This window comes from Bradyrhizobium australiense (genome assembly GCF_013114825.1).
In the GTDB taxonomy this organism is placed as follows: domain Bacteria; phylum Pseudomonadota; class Alphaproteobacteria; order Rhizobiales; family Xanthobacteraceae; genus Bradyrhizobium; species Bradyrhizobium australiense.
On sequence record NZ_JAAVLX010000004.1, the window covers coordinates 807,705 to 824,091 of the forward strand.

10 protein-coding genes are annotated in these 16,387 nt (G+C 58.7%); 4 read left to right on the forward strand and 6 right to left on the reverse strand.

Annotation, left to right across the window (positions count from 1 at the left end; translation table 11 throughout):
- Positions 1-480: 480 nt before the first annotated feature.
- Positions 481-771 (forward strand): hypothetical protein, encoded by a 291-nt coding sequence (locus HCN58_RS35800; protein ID WP_235983630.1) that lies wholly within the window; start codon positions 481-483, stop codon positions 769-771.
- Between the two features lie 517 nt (positions 772-1,288).
- Here the strand turns inward: HCN58_RS35800 and HCN58_RS15955 are convergent.
- Both HCN58_RS15955 and glmS read right to left on the reverse strand, forming a co-directional pair.
- Positions 1,289-1,486, reverse strand: a complete 198-nt coding sequence (locus HCN58_RS15955) for a hypothetical protein (protein WP_171580291.1) — start codon at positions 1,484-1,486, stop codon at positions 1,289-1,291.
- A 758-nt stretch (positions 1,487-2,244) separates the two neighbouring features.
- Positions 2,245-4,071: a glutamine--fructose-6-phosphate transaminase (isomerizing) gene (glmS, locus tag HCN58_RS15960; RefSeq protein WP_171580292.1), complete on the reverse strand. Its 1,827-nt coding sequence runs from the start codon at positions 4,069-4,071 to the stop codon at positions 2,245-2,247.
- Positions 4,072-5,383: 1,312 nt separating this feature from the next.
- Between glmS and HCN58_RS15965 the strand changes: the two genes are divergently transcribed.
- The gene (locus HCN58_RS15965; RefSeq protein ID WP_235983631.1) at positions 5,384-6,130 is read left to right on the forward strand and encodes a hypothetical protein; all 747 of its coding nucleotides are present in this window, start codon (positions 5,384-5,386) and stop codon (positions 6,128-6,130) included.
- 774 nt (positions 6,131-6,904) lie between these two features.
- On the forward strand, positions 6,905-7,081 hold the full coding sequence (locus HCN58_RS15970) for a hypothetical protein (RefSeq protein ID WP_171580293.1): 177 nt from the start codon (positions 6,905-6,907) through the stop codon (positions 7,079-7,081).
- 409 nt (positions 7,082-7,490) lie between these two features.
- Here HCN58_RS15970 and HCN58_RS15975 read toward each other — a convergent pair whose 3' ends face one another.
- The 4 genes from HCN58_RS15975 to HCN58_RS15990 all read right to left on the reverse strand — a co-directional run bounded on the left by HCN58_RS15975 (position 7,491) and on the right by HCN58_RS15990 (position 13,516).
- On the reverse strand, positions 7,491-10,127 hold the full coding sequence (locus tag HCN58_RS15975; protein WP_210266003.1) for a CehA/McbA family metallohydrolase: 2,637 nt from the start codon (positions 10,125-10,127) through the stop codon (positions 7,491-7,493).
- 313 nt (positions 10,128-10,440) lie between these two features.
- Entirely contained in the window at positions 10,441-10,680 is a 240-nt protein-coding gene (locus HCN58_RS15980) for a hypothetical protein (protein ID WP_171580294.1), read from the reverse strand.
- A 1,024-nt stretch (positions 10,681-11,704) separates the two neighbouring features.
- Complete coding sequence (locus HCN58_RS15985) at positions 11,705-12,964, reverse strand: MFS transporter (RefSeq protein ID WP_171580295.1); 1,260 nt, start codon at positions 12,962-12,964, stop codon at positions 11,705-11,707.
- Between the two features lie 294 nt (positions 12,965-13,258).
- The gene (locus HCN58_RS15990; RefSeq protein ID WP_171580296.1) at positions 13,259-13,516 is read right to left on the reverse strand and encodes a hypothetical protein; all 258 of its coding nucleotides are present in this window, start codon (positions 13,514-13,516) and stop codon (positions 13,259-13,261) included.
- Between the two features lie 1,022 nt (positions 13,517-14,538).
- Here HCN58_RS15990 and nodU point away from each other — a divergent pair.
- Positions 14,539-16,209 carry a nodulation protein NodU gene (gene nodU / locus HCN58_RS15995; protein ID WP_171580297.1) on the forward strand — a complete coding sequence of 557 codons (1,671 nt, stop codon included), beginning with the start codon at positions 14,539-14,541 and terminating at the stop codon, positions 16,207-16,209.
- Positions 16,210-16,387: the final 178 nt, after the last annotated feature.

Here is a 16,387-nt window from a genome sequence, read left to right on the forward strand (position 1 = left end):
GTTGGCAAGTCGGCGCGGAGAACGCGCTCACCAGCCAGCCGGCCAGGAACGGGCCCGCTTGCAGAAACGGGGTGCCGAACACAGCTTAGCCTTCGGCCATATGGCCGAGTAGCTGGGTCGAGCCGCCCGCTGCGCGCGCGGGCGAACGCAGCGGCACGAGCGTCAGCAACGCAGCACCGGGCAGGAAACAGGTTCAGTCGGCAGGATCACACAGGCAGTCACGTTGGCGACTGGCACCTTCATCTTTTGGTACAACGCATATTCGGCGGTCTTCCTGCTGCACGAAAGATCTGGGTTTGGAGGGCGGGACTGTCGGCATGGTGCTCGGCATCGGTGCACCTGTGGCGTCGTCGGCGCAGTCACCGCACCGTGAGTGGGACGCGTGATCGGCCTCGGGCCGGTGCTGATGGTAGCGCTGGCGCTCAGCACTGGAAGCATGAGCCTGGCTGCCTTCTCACCCGGCCGTGGTGGTCCGCGGTAATGTGCGTCGCACTGTCTCAGTTCCTGCTGTCGGTTGGCCAGGAGATTTACAACGTGCAGCAGGTCCCCATTCGGTACTGCGCTAGCCAGGCGCCGGCTGCAGGGCCGGGTGAACGCGAGCATCCGGAGCGTGATGTGGGGGCTGGCGCCACTAGCTCGCTGGTCGTCGGCGCGGCGGGTGCCGCATTGGGCCTCTGTGCCACGTTGCTGGCCAGCAGCGTGCTGGACGCGGCGGCGGTGCTGTGGATCTGGTGGTCGCCGCTGCGCCACACGCACAGTTTGCGTCTCTGACCAGCAGACGGAACCGCTTATGAAGATCAAAACACTGGGCGAGCTTGGTCTTGGCCTGCACCGCTGGCTCGGTGGCGGATCAACGTGCCCGACCCTGACGGAATCGGTGCGGCCGCTTGCGCTTTAAGCAGCCGGCCCTTCTCGCCGTCTTGCACGTCGCCGGGATGGGCAGGACGGCAGATCTTCTGTGCTTACGAATGGACTTAAGCAGTTCGCATTGATCAGAGCAACTCCGATTGGTTTGAGACCCGTGCGATTATGTCCGCAGACTCGCCGATGCCAGTTGTGCAAGCGGGCCACAGCAGTGCGAGACTCCGATCCGCGCCCTTTTCGCAGAAAGCCGCGATGATGACGCGCAGAACAACCTGAGAGCTCTGCTCTAAAAATCGGACTCCCGCTCAATGGCTTGGCCAGCTCTTCACGGACGACTGCCGGTGACCAAGCCATAGAGGGACACCTTGTGCGGCTCGGAGCTAGTCCGGCCGCTCGCGCACCAAGAAAACCTTTCGATGAATACCTAAGCTCGCGGAAGCGATACCTCTTCTCGAGTCATAGTCTGCGCATCGTAAATTCTGACCTGAAGCATTGGAAAGCGCTTCTTCAGATCTTCTGCCCCTGCCTTTGCTCCGACTTTGGTCATAAATTCGGCTTTCAATCGGCCATCCACTTCGAGCGCGTAGCCTGACGTGGGCAGTTTGTGGGCGGCAGCAACCATTTCGTGTCTCGTCTCGCATTAGGACTGTGGAGGACAATAGCCTACCGTGAGTCGCTCAAATCGCGCTAGGCGGCAGAATGACTGTCTGTGAATCGTTACGAAGCGGCAATTTATGAACAACCTGGCCTTCCGACCTTAGATAGTCGGGGAATTCCCTCGTTTCTTCGCAGAGATAAGAACAATGGATGCCACAAGTTCCAGCGTGGATCGCGGCACTTGTAAGAGGAATTGCCCAGGGTGGATACCGATCATGCACATCGCAGATATCGAACATGGCCGCCGCCGATGGGAAACAGCCAGCGATGGAGCGCTCGGGCCCACACTAAAAGCGCCAAGGTCAGGAAGCTTGGCGCGACGAACATGAGTAAGAGCTCAAGTAACCGAATTTGCAGTGGGACCTGGACCGCTATTTCGCCGAAGTCGCGCGCTGGCCAGCCGGATCAGCAGGCCCGGCCGTGGTATTAGCCGACTAATTGAAGCGGAGCTTTAGTTACCGATGCACCAGACAGGTTCCTATAGATCGAGCCTTCTGAGAATGCCGGTCCGGGAGCTGAACTCCAGTTGTACGTTTGAAGCCATTATCGCGTTTCGAGATGCGAACCACTCATGTCCGAAGGCGACACGGACGCACGCAGCAACTACGAGCGGCATCAACATGGATGGGAGAGAAATTGACGATCTGCTCGGGTTTGGCTTCCACAGAACGGACATACCAAACACGGCCCATAGCTGCCACCCGCGACTTGGGCGTTGCCCGCCTACTCTACGGTTACCGATTTCGCGAGATTGCGTGGCTGATCGACGTCCGCTCCCATTAAGACAGCGGTATGGTAGGCCAAGAGCTGCACCGCAATGGCATAGATCATGGGTGTAAAGGTTGCAGCGACGTCTGGCAGCACAATGGTCACGAGCGAATCCACCGTCGCTTCCGAAGCCCCTGTCGCATCGGTCATGAGGATGATGTTGCCACCACGAGCGGCGACTTCCTGCATGTTTGAGACGGTTTTTTCGAAAACCCGGTCGTAAGGAGCGATCACCACCACCGGCACGCTCTCGTCGATCAGCGCAATCGGGCCGTGCTTGAGCTCGCCGGCGGCATAGCCTTCGGCGTGAATATAGGAGACTTCCTTCAGTTTGAGCGCGCCTTCCAGCGCCAGGGGAAACGACGTGCCGCGGCCGAGATAGAGCACAGCGCGCGATTTGGCGATATCGCCCGCGAGCTTCTCGATCTGCGGTTCGATCGCGAACGCCTCAGCGATCAGTCGCGGAACTTCGATCAGCTCACCCACGAGCTTCAATTCATCGATGTCGGACAATTCTCCGCGCCCTTTGCCCGCGGCGATCGCAAGGGCGGCCATCACCATCAGCTGACAAGTGAAAGCTTTGGTCGAGGCAACGCCGATTTCCGGGCCAGCCAGTGTCGGCAGCACGGTTTTGCTCTCGCGCGCAATCGTGGACGTCGGTACGTTGACCACGGAAATCGTGTGCAGACCCTGCGCCTTGGCGTAGCGCAACGCGGCCAGTGTGTCGGCGGTTTCGCCCGACTGCGAGATGACGATCGCGAGATCCCCCTTGCGCAAAGGCGCCTCGCGGTAGCGGAGTTCGGAGGCGACATCGATCTCGACCGGTATACGCGCCAGCCGCTCGAACCAATACTTGGCGACGTGCCCGGCGTAGCTTGCGGTACCGCAAGCCGTGATCGAGATGCGCCTAATGTCATTGAAATCGAATGGCAGTTCGAACGGCAGCGCGATGCGCTTGGCGGCCATGTCAACATAACGCGCCAGCGTCTGCCCGACCACTTCCGGCTGTTCGTAAATTTCCTTGGCCATGAAGTGGCGATAATTCGCCTTGTCTACCAGAAGCGATGAGGCGCCGGACTTCAGCGTTTCCCGGTGGGCGACGGCGCCTTTCGAATCATAGATGACGCAGATCGCACGGGTAAGTACGGCCCAGTCGCCGTCTTCAAGATAGGTGATTGTATCGGTGAAGGGCGCGAGCGCGATAGCATCCGATCCCAAATACATTTCGCCGTCGCCATACCCGATCGCGAGCGGCGAACCCCTGCGAGCGCCGATCATGAGATCGTTATGACCTTTGAACAGGAATGCCAGCGCGAACGCGCCGCGCAGCCGCGGCAGCAACGTTTTCACTGCGTCCTGCGGTGTGTAGCCATGCTTTAGATAGGATTCGACGAGATGCGCCACCACCTCGGTATCAGTCTCCGAGGCGAAGTTAGCGCCATTCTGCTCTAGCTCAGCGCGGAGCTCGCGGAAATTTTCGATGATCCCGTTATGGACGACGGCGACATTGTCCGTCATATGCGGATGGGCATTGCGCTCGGTCGGTTTGCCATGAGTGGCCCAGCGCGTATGACCGATACCTGTATGACCCGATAGCAGATCGCCGTGTAGCCGCGCCTCGAGATTTTTCAGCTTGCCTTCGGCACGCCGGCGCTCGAGATGGTCGCCTTCAAGCGTCGCGACGCCTGCGGAGTCGTAGCCACGATATTCCAGTCGTTTGAGTGACTCGACCAGCTGCGCCGCCACTGGGCCGCGCCCCAGGATGCCGACAATCCCGCACATGCCGATCAATGCCCTCCAGCCTCAAGGAAATCATCTTCAAAAACGCAGAAACTTCTTAACCAAATTCACTGGTCTGAAGGTACTCAATAGTCATCGCGGATGGCGACATCGTTAGCGGTTCAACTCTGGAATTCGCTGTCGGAGCAATTAGTCTCGCCGCATGCACACGCGTGAGCTAGGTCTTAGAAGTTTCAACCATCATCGGTTCGCCCAGGGCGGCTTTGGCGAGCACAATCAAATGCCAGTAGGAAGCGGCAGCAAGCGCAGCAAACGAACTGAGGGTTTCGAGGTGAGCCAAATACCCAGGCGCGAGTCCATGGTCCCGTGCGACAGCGAGCGATGGCGCAAACAGACTCTTTGTCCGGTAGCGAAGATAGCAATCGTAGTCGCAATAGGGCTCATTTTTGGAGATATCTCGCTGGTAGCGTGATCCCAGGGATCGACGACACTCGAGGCAAATCGACGGACCGCGTGCCGTCCTGCGATAGAACTTCATAATCGTCGGTGACCTCATCTTGCTTCCGTGCGCCGAGGGCCATTCAGGACGCTCGGGTTCGATTCTCGACTAGACTAAAACGATTGCGATTGATGGCTCAATTCTACGTAAGTAAGCCTTCGATATTGAAACGGTTTCGAAAGCTATACGAAGGTTTGTCGCCACTCTTCCGTTACTACTGATGTCAGCGGTCCGCCTTGCGTCGCCAGCTTGCGCGATCGCGGTTAGCGGAAACAGTTTGTCATCAACAGCCTCGTGCACTCCGCCCTGCCGCCTAGGCACGCGTGGTCTATTCCGAAGTTAGACGCCAGGTTGTCGTCCATGGGTCGCTCAGTACCTCGACACAGAGGTTTTTATGATTGGTTTGGCGTTTCCAGGACGGTGGCTGCTCAGAAGGGACCGGCACTTCGATGCTGCGCGGCGCCGGCTGGTGCCTAAATGAGGCCGCATGCTGAGAGTCAACACCGCCGTGAAGTGCCGCTGCATTGATCTAATCGAAGATCCTTGCGGGAGCGCCCGCCGAGCAATTGACGTGAGCGGTTTGTGAAAAAAGCCATGCGACGCTGTCCTCGACAGTACACTCGGATTCGTGTTGGTGATCGAGTTGGTTGAGATCAATGACGAACCGCGCTGGGCTTCTATTGAGCCCGTTAAGGCGACGCTTCACGCTAGTCTGAAGGAGTGCGGCCTGGAATTGCATCCCACCAAAACAAGGAGGCGACAGCATCTGTGTGTAGCTAATATGCTTTGCGAGCGTTCGGGAAGAAAAATGCGTCTGCCAGACCGCTCGTACCGTTCGTGATTCGGAGGAATCGGATGATCACGCCGGTTCGACGGAATTGGAGTCCCAAAGAATTGTTCAATGCTCTGACGCCGGTGATGTTCACCGCCGAGCCATCAGTTCTGCGCACACGTTGGAAAAAGTTGTGGCCAGAACTGTATACTGAATATGACGCGAGGCATCTGAAAGAGGAGTTGTCGGTCCGCAACTTGATCGCTACCGAGGAGGCTGCGGCATTCTTTGATGCCTGGGCGAGGGACGAGGAGCGTCACGCCGAGGGCTTTATACAGATCATGGAGCTCGTCGCTGATGGATCCGAAAAGGATCTTTGGGAGAGATTGGACGCTCGATCACACAATTTTAGTGCAATCAATGAATACCTGAAAGACGAATTCTCTGTGATGGTTATGATAGCCTTTGATGAAATGTGCACCTGCCATGCCTATGCTGCGGATAAGAGTTTCTATGCAGGACTTGGGAGCAATAGATTCGTTCGTTGGCTAAGGGAAGTGACTGCCGACGAGGCAGTTCACTCGATGAACGCGGTTAACGTTATCCGCGCCCGATACTCCGATCGCATCGGCGAAGTCGGCACAATCCTCGACGGCCTCACCAGCGGTGTCGCCGATGAGTCAGACTACGGCGGGACCTTCGTTCTGGATTATTTCGGCGAGAAGTACACGAAGGAGATGCTAGCCAACTGCCGCGCTGCAATCCTGAGAAATATTACCAAGCCGCTCACGACTGGAGAACGAGACGGACGGAGCGGTCGGCCAAGTTGAACTTAACGCCTTCCGCAGCGCCGCGGAGTGATACCGCGGGCGTCCAGCTTGCTCCTTGTCACACATGGCGCGCAGCGGGACAACCAACGTGCCCATGCGATTGAACTGCGACTTTCCTTAGGGACCGAGGTCGGCCCTCGTCGCCTCTGGAGTCAACCCGCGCAAATTAATGTCTCGCGATCGCAGCAGCAGCCGATTATGCAGGCGCGCGAGCTCGAATATACCTCAGCGCCGCATGCTGGAGACACGACGCAGGGTACCCCTGCCCTGCAGCCGAGCCCGGCAATCTTGACTTTCGTAGGTGGAGCGAAGCTCCTCTTTATGCCGAGGATCGTGCCTCATCGAAGCGTTGAGGCGGGCCTTGATCAAGCGCGTGAGCGCACCGCCAAAACAACGTAAATTCTCTTCCAATTCGGGTGCTGTCTTGTTGCAAACAACAAGCTCGGGATTGCTAGCCCGGATTTCCGACGAGTCGCTGGACAAAGATGCCGGGGCGTCTGACAGAAGTGGGAAGCGGCGCGTCCTTGCGGCACTACCTTATGTCTGCCTGCGTGTATGCATGTTTCGCGGGATCGTGAGCACGGATTTCAGGGGATCGTGAGCAGAGATTTCAGACGATCGTGAGCACGGATTTCGCGGGATCGTGAGCAACTTTTCCGCGACGCGGGCTGGTGCCAAACCGCGGCTCGTCGTCGGCCAGGCACTGGCGTCCAAGGAATGCCGAGAGCATCAAGTGCACGGAAGCAAGAGCGCCAATTCAGCGCGGGGGTGGCCATGCTCGATCTCGATTACCCTCCAATGCGCTTGGCCAGTGCCGGACTGGTGGAGCTTGAGACGTTTGCGTCTGTCGCGAATGGTGGCGCCGATGTCGGCTGGGCTTTGTATGAGCACGGCGATCCAAACGTCAGCGTTCGCCTACATCTTCGTATGTCACCACTCGCTGACAATTGAAATGTAGACGTCCACGTACAATTCCATACGTCCGGACTCGGTGGATCTAGCCGGAAAATCAAGCCGGATCAGGTCCTTATGGAATTAAGTTAAAGCTGTGCCGCTCCCCGCGAGCTTTCGCTGCACCAGTGGGGAAACAGGCCCATAGGAGATTTTTTTTCAGACAATCTGAACCAGCTCAGGCGAATACGGCAAGGGCGCTGATCGATGGTTATCTCACTGCGGGCTACCTAGCATCTTACTATCTGTCCGAGCGTCCAATGTTCTTCGTAGCCTAAATCGATCGTCGATGGCATGCCAGTGGGACATAGCCGGACGTGCCATGGTCCGGGTGGCGCCCCCGCGACGCCGCCAACACACACAAGCGGAAACGGACAGCAGATTCCTTTTATCCTAAGTTTTTGTTTCATCAATGCTCGCGGTCAACGTGAACCGAATGGATCGGCACATGCTCGTGGCTGGCGCCGAGTTCGTGAAGCCTGTGATGAAGGCGATGATGTGCAAGCTCCAGGACAGCCCGCAGCCTTGAGTGCCGCGCTTCATCGGTCTTGGGTGCGATCGTATCCACGTAGGCGATCGATCCCTCAATCTGCGCGAGGACCGAGACCGCGTCCGCGGTCGCAAAGACGGGTTTGTCACCGACGTCGACATACACGGCACTGGTGTGGGCCGCAATGTCGGCCTCGCGCCCGGCGACACTGCCTCGAACACGGATAGCGACCCAACAGGACTCGGTGACGCCCAGCTCGAGGTGGCCGTTGCACGACAAGTCGCCGCATCGCACTTCATCGACGACAGTGCCGTTGCGGATCAACTCCACACGCGTCGGGCGAACGCTGACCGATTCGATCCGCCAGTCGATACTGACAGTGCCGCCTAAAGTTGGAATCGCGATCTTGCTCCCGGGACGCCGCCCTTCTACCGTCATGTCCACGAGCGGCCCGACTGTGATGAACGTGTCGCCGCTGCGCACGGCATCCATCCAGTTGCGGTACGTAAAATCGCGCGCGCCCAGCTGCGCATAGGTCCGCGAGCCGCCGAGAAGCGCGGACGCGTCCATCTTGTCGGAACCTGCCACCAGCGGAAGGTGGTAGCCAATGTTGAGGTACCGGTACCAGTCGGCCAGACCGAAGGCGCTGATCTGCGCGGTTAGCGGGTTGAACGACATCATCTCCATCGCGTCGATTAAGCCGAGCACGATATCGGCCGCCCGCTCGGCCTGCGGGTTGGGCGAGTGCGGCATCACGACCAGCCCCCCTTGCTGCCGGCAACGCTCCGCCCAGTCAGCCATGATCGCTTCCAGCGGATCGCCGATCGCCGCTTCGTTCGGTCCGGCGCAAGAGAGCGGATTGATGATCTCGCCTTCGTAGCCGAGAAGCGAGATGTGCCCTAGAACCTGCATCCGGTTCTCCGTGCCGACGCGGACGAGGAACTCTCCGTCGCCGCCGAAGTCCTTCGCCCCGATCGTCGTGCGTCCGTCGAAATCGGCGACGTTGGTGAACAACTCGCCCCACTGCGCCGCGAGCAGGTTGACGACGTTGACACCCTCCGCCTTGCCCTCTAGCAGGGCTGTCTGCGGGCTCAGGAAATGGACGTGCGTATCGGAGCTGACCCAGCCCTGTTCGCGCCAGCGCAGCACTCTGTCCAGCTCGAAGGTAAGGCTTTCCGTATCCGTGGTGACTTCGACGATGCGACGCACAGGCCGCACCTCGAAGCCCCTGCTGATCTCGACGTACACGGGCCCAATCGGCAGGTCCGCGTCGCAGCTGCCATCCACATAGGCGTACTGGTTTAGGCCGTTCGCCAGCTCGCCGGCGAAGTTCTCGAACCTGCCGGTGTTCACCTTGCGGTGGTGTCCCTTGGGCGGCAGATACTCCCCGTGCGCGCCGTGGAGATGCAGGCGTGCGGCGACACGCACACCGCTGACCTTCTCAACGATGCGGATCTTGACGGGTCGCGTCGCCTGCTCGATGGGCACCGCGTCCAGCGATGTGCCTGCTGCGTTCCCGACGGCGTCCAGCGATTGAAGGTCCTGAACATGCAAGCGGCCGTCGTCGGAGCGCAGGTAGAGCCTTGCGTCGGGGTGCGCGGAGTACTCGACGATGATCTGGTCATTGGAGCGCACAGGCTGCACGTCAGGCTTGTCACCGAGCCAATCCGTTCTGGAGTACTCAAGTACGGCGCGGGCGGAGATGACCGAGCCCAGGTCCATGCCGATTTGCTCGCCGCGATGGTCGACATCTAGTTCCCCGAGCTTGTTCAGATGCACCCCGGGCGGCAGCCGCATCCTCAGCTTGCGACGGCCCTGCAGGCGCAGCGGATGCTCCGACAGCTGTGTCGTGCTCACCGCATAGACGAGCGAAGCCTCTTGCTCCGGACGCAGGCTCAGGCCCACGAGCTCCTTCTCTGGATGCGGATTTGGCAGCGCATAAAGCCACAAGTTCTCGCCTTCACGATCCATGCGTCCCGATTCGGTGCGAGCCTCGCCGTTGATGAAGCTAGTGCGCGCCGCTCGCCCGAGCGCGAAGTTTTCTCCGGTGCTCGCGTGCACGATGGGCCCACGCAGCGGCACGGCCCCGAATGCACTCGCACTCCATACGATGTGTTTCTGCTGGATTGCGAACCGCCGCAGCACGGGCACGTCCGCGACGCTGTCGTCGGCATATCGGAGCGCATACGTCGACACCCGATTGCCGAGCGGGTTGCCGTCCGCAGAGTGCGCGGCTGGCCCGATCTCGCCAAACCCTTCAGGCCTCACGGGTTGATGGTCCGTGACCACATGCACAAAGAGCACGTAGCTGGCCAATGTGGGTAACAGTGAGATTTCGGTAGGACCCTCCCCAGTCCGCAAGGCCAGCACATCGGGCCCTGCATCGTCGCCGAATAGAAACGGGATGCCGCGATGCGTCTGCGGCCCCCGCAATGAGTCGATCCAGCCGGTGTCGCCCGCGCGCTTGCCGAACCGCTCGTCCAGCTCCCGGCGCTTGGCATTGAAATATGGCTTCAGATCCACGGGCGTGAAGTGCGGCGATGAGGGTGTTTTCATTCGATGGACTCCAGTTCTGGGAAGTCGTCGCCGAGTCCTATTGATTCGGCAGCAAAGCGTTGAACTTTTTCGACTGGATGAAGTCGCATGACGTATGGACAAAATAGACTAGAGGTCACTGGCGATCGGAATTCCGATTGAGCGTCGAGGGCAAGCAAATGGATGATGGTACTGTCATAGTGGCGTGTGCGCGGGACCCTGAATGCAAGGAGAACACGGGTGTTCGCAACACCTCTGGCGGAAACGATAGCTCGTGTACTTCCGTCAGCTGAGGTAACGCTGTAGACCACGCCTACAGTGGACACGAAGCATCTCAGTTCGACGCAACGTAAAAGCATTTCTTTGGGACCTCGGTGACGTCGGCGACATTCCTCCCTGAGAGCAACCCGCCGGTTTTCCGCAGTCGCTCCCGAGACAGCTCCCGGACTTTGCGGCCTCGGCGCATATTCAGTAGATCCGGCCAGCCGCCGCTAGCCCCGTCAGAATCCAAGACTTCAAAGAAGTAGCTATCGAAGATCAACTCGACGTTCTCTGCAGCGTCGATATCGCGCACGACTGCTCTTTGGGTAACGCATCCATTTGTAAGAATTCCAGGCGGTCGCTCGTACGCCGGAGCCGACGTGTGCGCGATCAACTGCGTCACGGTACGCTCCGCGAAATATCGATACTTGGCGCCTCGTGAGGTCCAAGTGCTGGGCCAGACAGCCACAACGCCAATACCGCGGCGATGGCGTGGCCGCGGTATCTCGGCTGGTGTTCGGGATTGCCGGATCGTCGAAGTCCCAAGCCAGATCCACAGAAACATGGTCGACCCGCCAGTCCAGCACGCGGCCACAGGGGCTCCGTCGGGCGAACCATGGCGGCATAGCCGGTGTACAGCATAGCCCATACCTACGCACGTCCCATGCTGCCGTCGATGCAGCCTTTGTGTGTGTGCGTTCTGCCCACCTTACCGGTGGGAGGGTCGAGCGTGGATGATGGGGTGACCAAATCATCCGGACGCACATGGATTTCGAGCAGCCGCCGCATGTAAGCGTTGGCGACCGCCTCCACCTGAGAGTTGCCCAGCTGGGCCAAGGCTCAGTAAACCAGGCCTGTCGCCTAGAGCGAGTGGCTGCTGCTCTCGCAGCCCCAACAGCACTGACCTCTTCGACCTTGCCGCCTGGAGTGCAAGTTCGCGCCCGGCTTTATTTCTGAGGAATGATGCTTCCGAGTGCGGCACGGTGATAGAAGCCAAAGCCCTAGAAGACTGTCCATTGCAAGGAGCGCCGCAGGATCCGGCGCAGCGCTGAATGCCCGTCGGCGTTTGGGGACCGCTCTGCTTCAGCAGTAGCCGCGAACCAAAGCTCGCCGACGAATGCACCTCCTGTCCAATCGCCATCGGACGTGAACGTCCATTCTCCTTGCCCAATGCGCGCCCAGTGCGGCAGCCCTGAGTTGTAGCGCCTCGGGTCTGCGCAATATGCGCCAGCATACTCGTGCGCTCGGAGAGAAATCCGTTTCTCGACAAGGTTTGGCTCCAACAGAATTCCTCCGCTCGCCTTGCCGCGGCGCGCGGAGTAGGCAGACAGACGGGTTCAGTTGCCGATGTAGACGCGGCCGCGGTTCTTGGCGATGCGATAGACCACTACGCTCAGCAGCGCTATCAATGATCCGTAGACGGGAAATATCCAGGTCATGTGCTCGCGTTGCAACCACACCATGAGATACGGTGAAGTCCCGCCAAACAACGAGACGCCCAAAGCATAGCCGAGCGCTACCCCCGTCGTCCGAACGGCACGCGGCATCAGCGTGGTGGCAATGAAGTTGTAGAGCCCCATGTTGAAGCCTACGATAGCTCCGCCGAACACCATCACGATGAACAAAGTGGAGATGCTCTTCTCCGAATAGATCAATGTAAGAAAGAAGCACGGGATGAGCAGCAGGCGCAGCAGCGTGAACGCGCGGGAGGGTCGCATCTTGTCCGCGAAGGCGCCCACGTACGGGGCGGTGACCATCCAGGTTAGCCCCATCAGCGTCAGGATTCCGAACACCCAGGTGCTGTTCTCCTTGAACACCGTATTGGCCATATTGGGCAGACCCGCAATCCATGCGTAGTTAGCGATCTGCACCGATCCGATGACCAGAATGACCGCGAGCAACGAGAGCCGAACGCTCCACAGCGTTTTCCATATGCCGCTGGTCGTTTCTTGAATGCGCGACAACTCATCTTGGCGATGCATCGCGCGATTGACCAAAGTCTCCGGCATGGCTGTCCGCAGATAAATGATAAACAAGCCGAGCACGCCGCCAAACGCGATGGGTATACGCCACGCCCACTCGCGCATCACCTCAGGTGCCACCGAGGCACTCACCAGAAAGGCGACCATGCTGGCCCCGATTGCGCCCAGCTGAATGAACGTACCACCGATCAGGCCAAGGTAACGCCCTTCCTTGCCCGGTGGCGCTAGTTCGATCGCGATCGCGTTCGCGACACCCGACTCGGCGCCAAGGGAAAGTCCTTGAACGATTCGAATAAGAAGCAGCGCCACAGCTGCCGTGACGCCGATATCGTCATAGGTCGGCAAGATGGAGATCAGCAATGAGGACAGCGCCATCGCCGTCACCGAGATCATCATTACTCGCTTATGGCTGATCCGATCTGCGACTGGACCAAGCAAGGCAGCCCCGAGCGGCCGCGCGAGGAAGCCCGCTCCAAACACCGCGAGCGCCGCGAGCAGAGAGGTGATCGGATCACCGGAAGGAAAGAAGTGCGGCGACAGAAACGCGGCCATCACGCCGTAGATGTTCCAGTCATACGCCTCCAGGGCTACGCCTCCACCGAGACCGACCGTCATTCTCCTAGTGACAACTAGCTTCTCTGGCTGGATCGGGGCAGCAGTGGGTCGAGTGATATCGTGCATGTGTCCGGTTCGCTCGGCTGGTGAAAATCGGTTACGAATATCGATGGGGAAACTTCAGGATAGGATCGCGTCTGGCGCAGTCGCGTCATATTTGGCAATCAAGTAAGCGGCGCCTTGGCAAATTGGCCAGTAACGATCCAATGCTCTCGCATATTCCGCCCATCGGCTTCTGTCTGTTCACGGCCGCATCAATCGACGGCGGTTCGGTCGAGCGTGCAACACGCGCGATCATGCCCGCAGCTCTTGCATCGTCTGCACTTCGCCGCGGAGTTGCGACCGCGGACCAATCTGGATCCCTATCCTACCGCTCGTCTCAGCCTTGGCGAATTCCAGCACCGTAAGCTGATAATGATTGTCCGCCGCCAGCGTGCGGCCGAGCTTCATGACGATCTTGTCGGCCGATTGCGCACCGGCAACGACCGCAAGCGCGCAGACAAGGATGCAGACTGACAACGATCCAACAATACTGTGCAATGTGCTGCTCACGGCGTCTCCCCCATGGTATTTTTATGAAGCGGCGATTGACGCGATTGGGGGGAAGTATGGCAATCTGCCAATTTCCGCGTTAGGACGCTTTTCCATATTTCTTGTACTTTTTGACGAGATGTACTTGGAAGCGGGAGTGCAGAAACGAGCAACACGACGTTCACCGCACAAATATTTCGGTGCCTTACGAGGCGCATCAAACGGGATGACTTCGCGGAAACGCTATATGGCTGTTTTATTATCCTCACGGCGTCGGTGACGAATACTTGCAGCGCAACAACAAATCCATGCGACAGCCATCGATGAGGCTTCTTAGGAATCCAAGGATTTCGACAAAGCGTCTTGACGGCGGCGAAACGCTCTTTCTCCCCTTCCGTTGCGCGAACCGCCGCTCGCGATGTGGTGCCTGCATCTTTGACAGCTTTCCTCTCGCGTCATATTCATGCCAATAGCCGAGACGCTCCTGATCTTTCAGGGCCATGCCGAGAAACGAGACAGTCGAACGATCGGTCGATGCCGAGGTTACTGAAAAGCAAAACCAGATTCCTTCCCCTGTTTGGCGTCTACGCGGTAGCTCTCGATGATCGGTGCATGGAAGGTCGGGTGTTGCGGCACCTCAACTCCTGACCTGACAAGTCGGATAAATCGCCCAAGACGGAAATCCGGCTCGCGGCTACTTCAGAGAACGATTCACGGTTGATGGGTGTTACGCATGCTCCTGTCCGAAAACACACGCGCCAATGTTGGGAACCCTCCAAGCTGATTGTGAACGCGAGTTCGAGCCGGGAACGGCGTTGGATTCCTCTGAATCCCGGTGGCCCAAATCATGCAATGCGGTAGCGAAGTGTCTTGTAATCGGATCTCGCGCTGGGAGACGACATTAGACATCTGGAACGAAAGATTGATTGAGCTCGACGCGAGCAGCGCCATGAAAACTCGTTCAACGGCTGCTTACTTGCATGTTTTCAGCTTCTGATTCACTCGATAGGAATCGAATTGTCAGCGTTAGCTATGGAGACACTATGCGCATCTGCGGTATCAAGCTGACGCATGACGGAGCGATCGCTCTTGTCGAGGACGGACGGCTAGTCTTCTGTGTCGAGCAGGAAAAGCGGAGCAACAATCCGCGGTATCAACGCATCGACAATCTCGATGCAGTTGTTCTCGCTTTGGCGGAGCACGGTCTGGACCTGGGGGATGTCGATCAGTTCGTCATCGACGGCTGGTGGGGGGAGGTAGAGTCGCAGTTCCACGTCCTCAGTGGGGCGGCGCCTATCACTCTAAAAGGGGCGACGTATTTTGAGCGCCATACCGAAGGCCTTCTCACTTCGCGCGACGGCTTTGGCCTGATGCTCGGCGACACGGTCTTCCCTTATAAAAGTTATCCGCACGTCACAGGGCATGTGGCATCAGCATACTGCACTAGTCCCTTTGCCAAAGCCGGACAACCCGCGTTCTGCCTGGTGTGGGACGGCGGCACTTTTCCACGTCTCTATTATGTAGAACGCCGCGCAGCCCGGTTTCTCGGATGCCTATTCCCGATGATTGGCCAAGTCTATGCTGCCGCGGGCTATCACTTCGGACCCTTTAAGCAGGCGAACCGCACCGACTGGGACCTCGGTGTTGCCGGCAAGCTGATGGCCTACATCGCGCTCGGATCTGTTGATGAAGAAATCGTCACGGTATTTCAGAAGCTCTATGAGGAGCGCTTTGCGGCCGACACTGAGCTTGTCCATCGTTACAGCGCGAAGGCCTCCCGTGGCGCGGGCTCCCCACTTGGGGCTGTGCATGACTTTTTCGAGGCCAGCGCGCTCCTGTTGAAGGCCAAGGCACCCGAAGATGTGCTCGCATCGTTCCATTATTTTCTTGAGCGTCTGCTCCTCCGCGAAATGGCGACTGCTTTGCAGCGGCATTCGTGTTTGCCGCCGCGCAATTTGTGTATAGCCGGAGGCTGCGGTCTCAATATCAAATGGAACAGTGCACTACGTGCCAGCGGCCTGTTCGATGCCGTCTGGGTGCCGCCCTTTCCGAATGACAGTGGCTCGGCAATTGGCGCCGCTTGCTCCGCACTAGCGGCGGACAAGGGCTTCGTGCCGTTGGAATGGTCGGTCTATAGTGGTCCAGCCCTGCAAGCTCGCGATGTCCCGCCGGAATGGGAGGGCGCGCCGTGTAGCATGCGTGAACTTGCGACGATTCTCGCCAACAACAAGCCCGTAATTTTCCTTGCCGGCCGCGCCGAGCTTGGACCACGGGCATTGGGTAGCAGAAGCATTCTCGCAGCCGCAGCTTCGCCGCGAATGAAGGATTATCTCAATGATATCAAACTTCGCGAACACTTCCGGCCAGTGGCGCCGATATGCCTGGAGGATCGTGCGCCGGATATTTTCAGTCCTGGAACGCCGGACCCTTACATGCTTTTCGATCACCAGACACGAGCAGAATGGCGCGAAAAGATCCCAGCTGTTGTACATCTCGACCAATCTGCGCGATTGCAGACCGTTTGCAGAACCTCTCAGCACAAAATCGCCGAACTTCTCATGGAATACGAAAAACTCACGGGCATTCCGCTGCTTTGCAATACAAGTGCTAACCTCCATGGACGTGGGTTTTTCCCGGATGCCGCAGCCGCCTGCGAATGGGGACAGGTTGAGCACGTATGGTGCGATGGCATGCTATGGACGAAAACTCCGTAAGCGCACTGTCCTACCGATAGGGCGTCACTTTCGATGCCCCGGTCTATTTTGGGGACACCGTCACCGCAAAGCTGGTGGTGCGTGAGAAGGACGAGGAGCGCAACACCTGCATCTTTCTGCCACGCCAACCAGAACGGCTCTGTCGTGGCCTCAGGCAGCACTTCCTGAAGGACTTTTG

Coding starts and splice junctions, on each gene's coding strand:
- HCN58_RS15955 (WP_171580291.1), bottom strand. CDS start 1,486: ATGGTTGCTGCCGCCCACAAACTGCCCACGTCAGGCTACGCGCTCGAA.
- HCN58_RS15970 (WP_171580293.1), top strand. CDS start 6,905: ATGCTCGATCTCGATTACCCTCCAATGCGCTTGGCCAGTGCCGGACTG.
- glmS (WP_171580292.1), bottom strand. CDS start 4,071: ATGTGCGGGATTGTCGGCATCCTGGGGCGCGGCCCAGTGGCGGCGCAG.
- HCN58_RS15965 (WP_235983631.1), top strand. CDS start 5,384: ATGATCACGCCGGTTCGACGGAATTGGAGTCCCAAAGAATTGTTCAAT.
- nodU (WP_171580297.1), top strand. CDS start 14,539: ATGCGCATCTGCGGTATCAAGCTGACGCATGACGGAGCGATCGCTCTT.
- HCN58_RS15985 (WP_171580295.1), bottom strand. CDS start 12,964: ATGACGGTCGGTCTCGGTGGAGGCGTAGCCCTGGAGGCGTATGACTGG.
- HCN58_RS15975 (WP_210266003.1), bottom strand. CDS start 10,127: ATGAAAACACCCTCATCGCCGCACTTCACGCCCGTGGATCTGAAGCCA.
- HCN58_RS35800 (WP_235983630.1), top strand. CDS start 481: ATGTGCGTCGCACTGTCTCAGTTCCTGCTGTCGGTTGGCCAGGAGATT.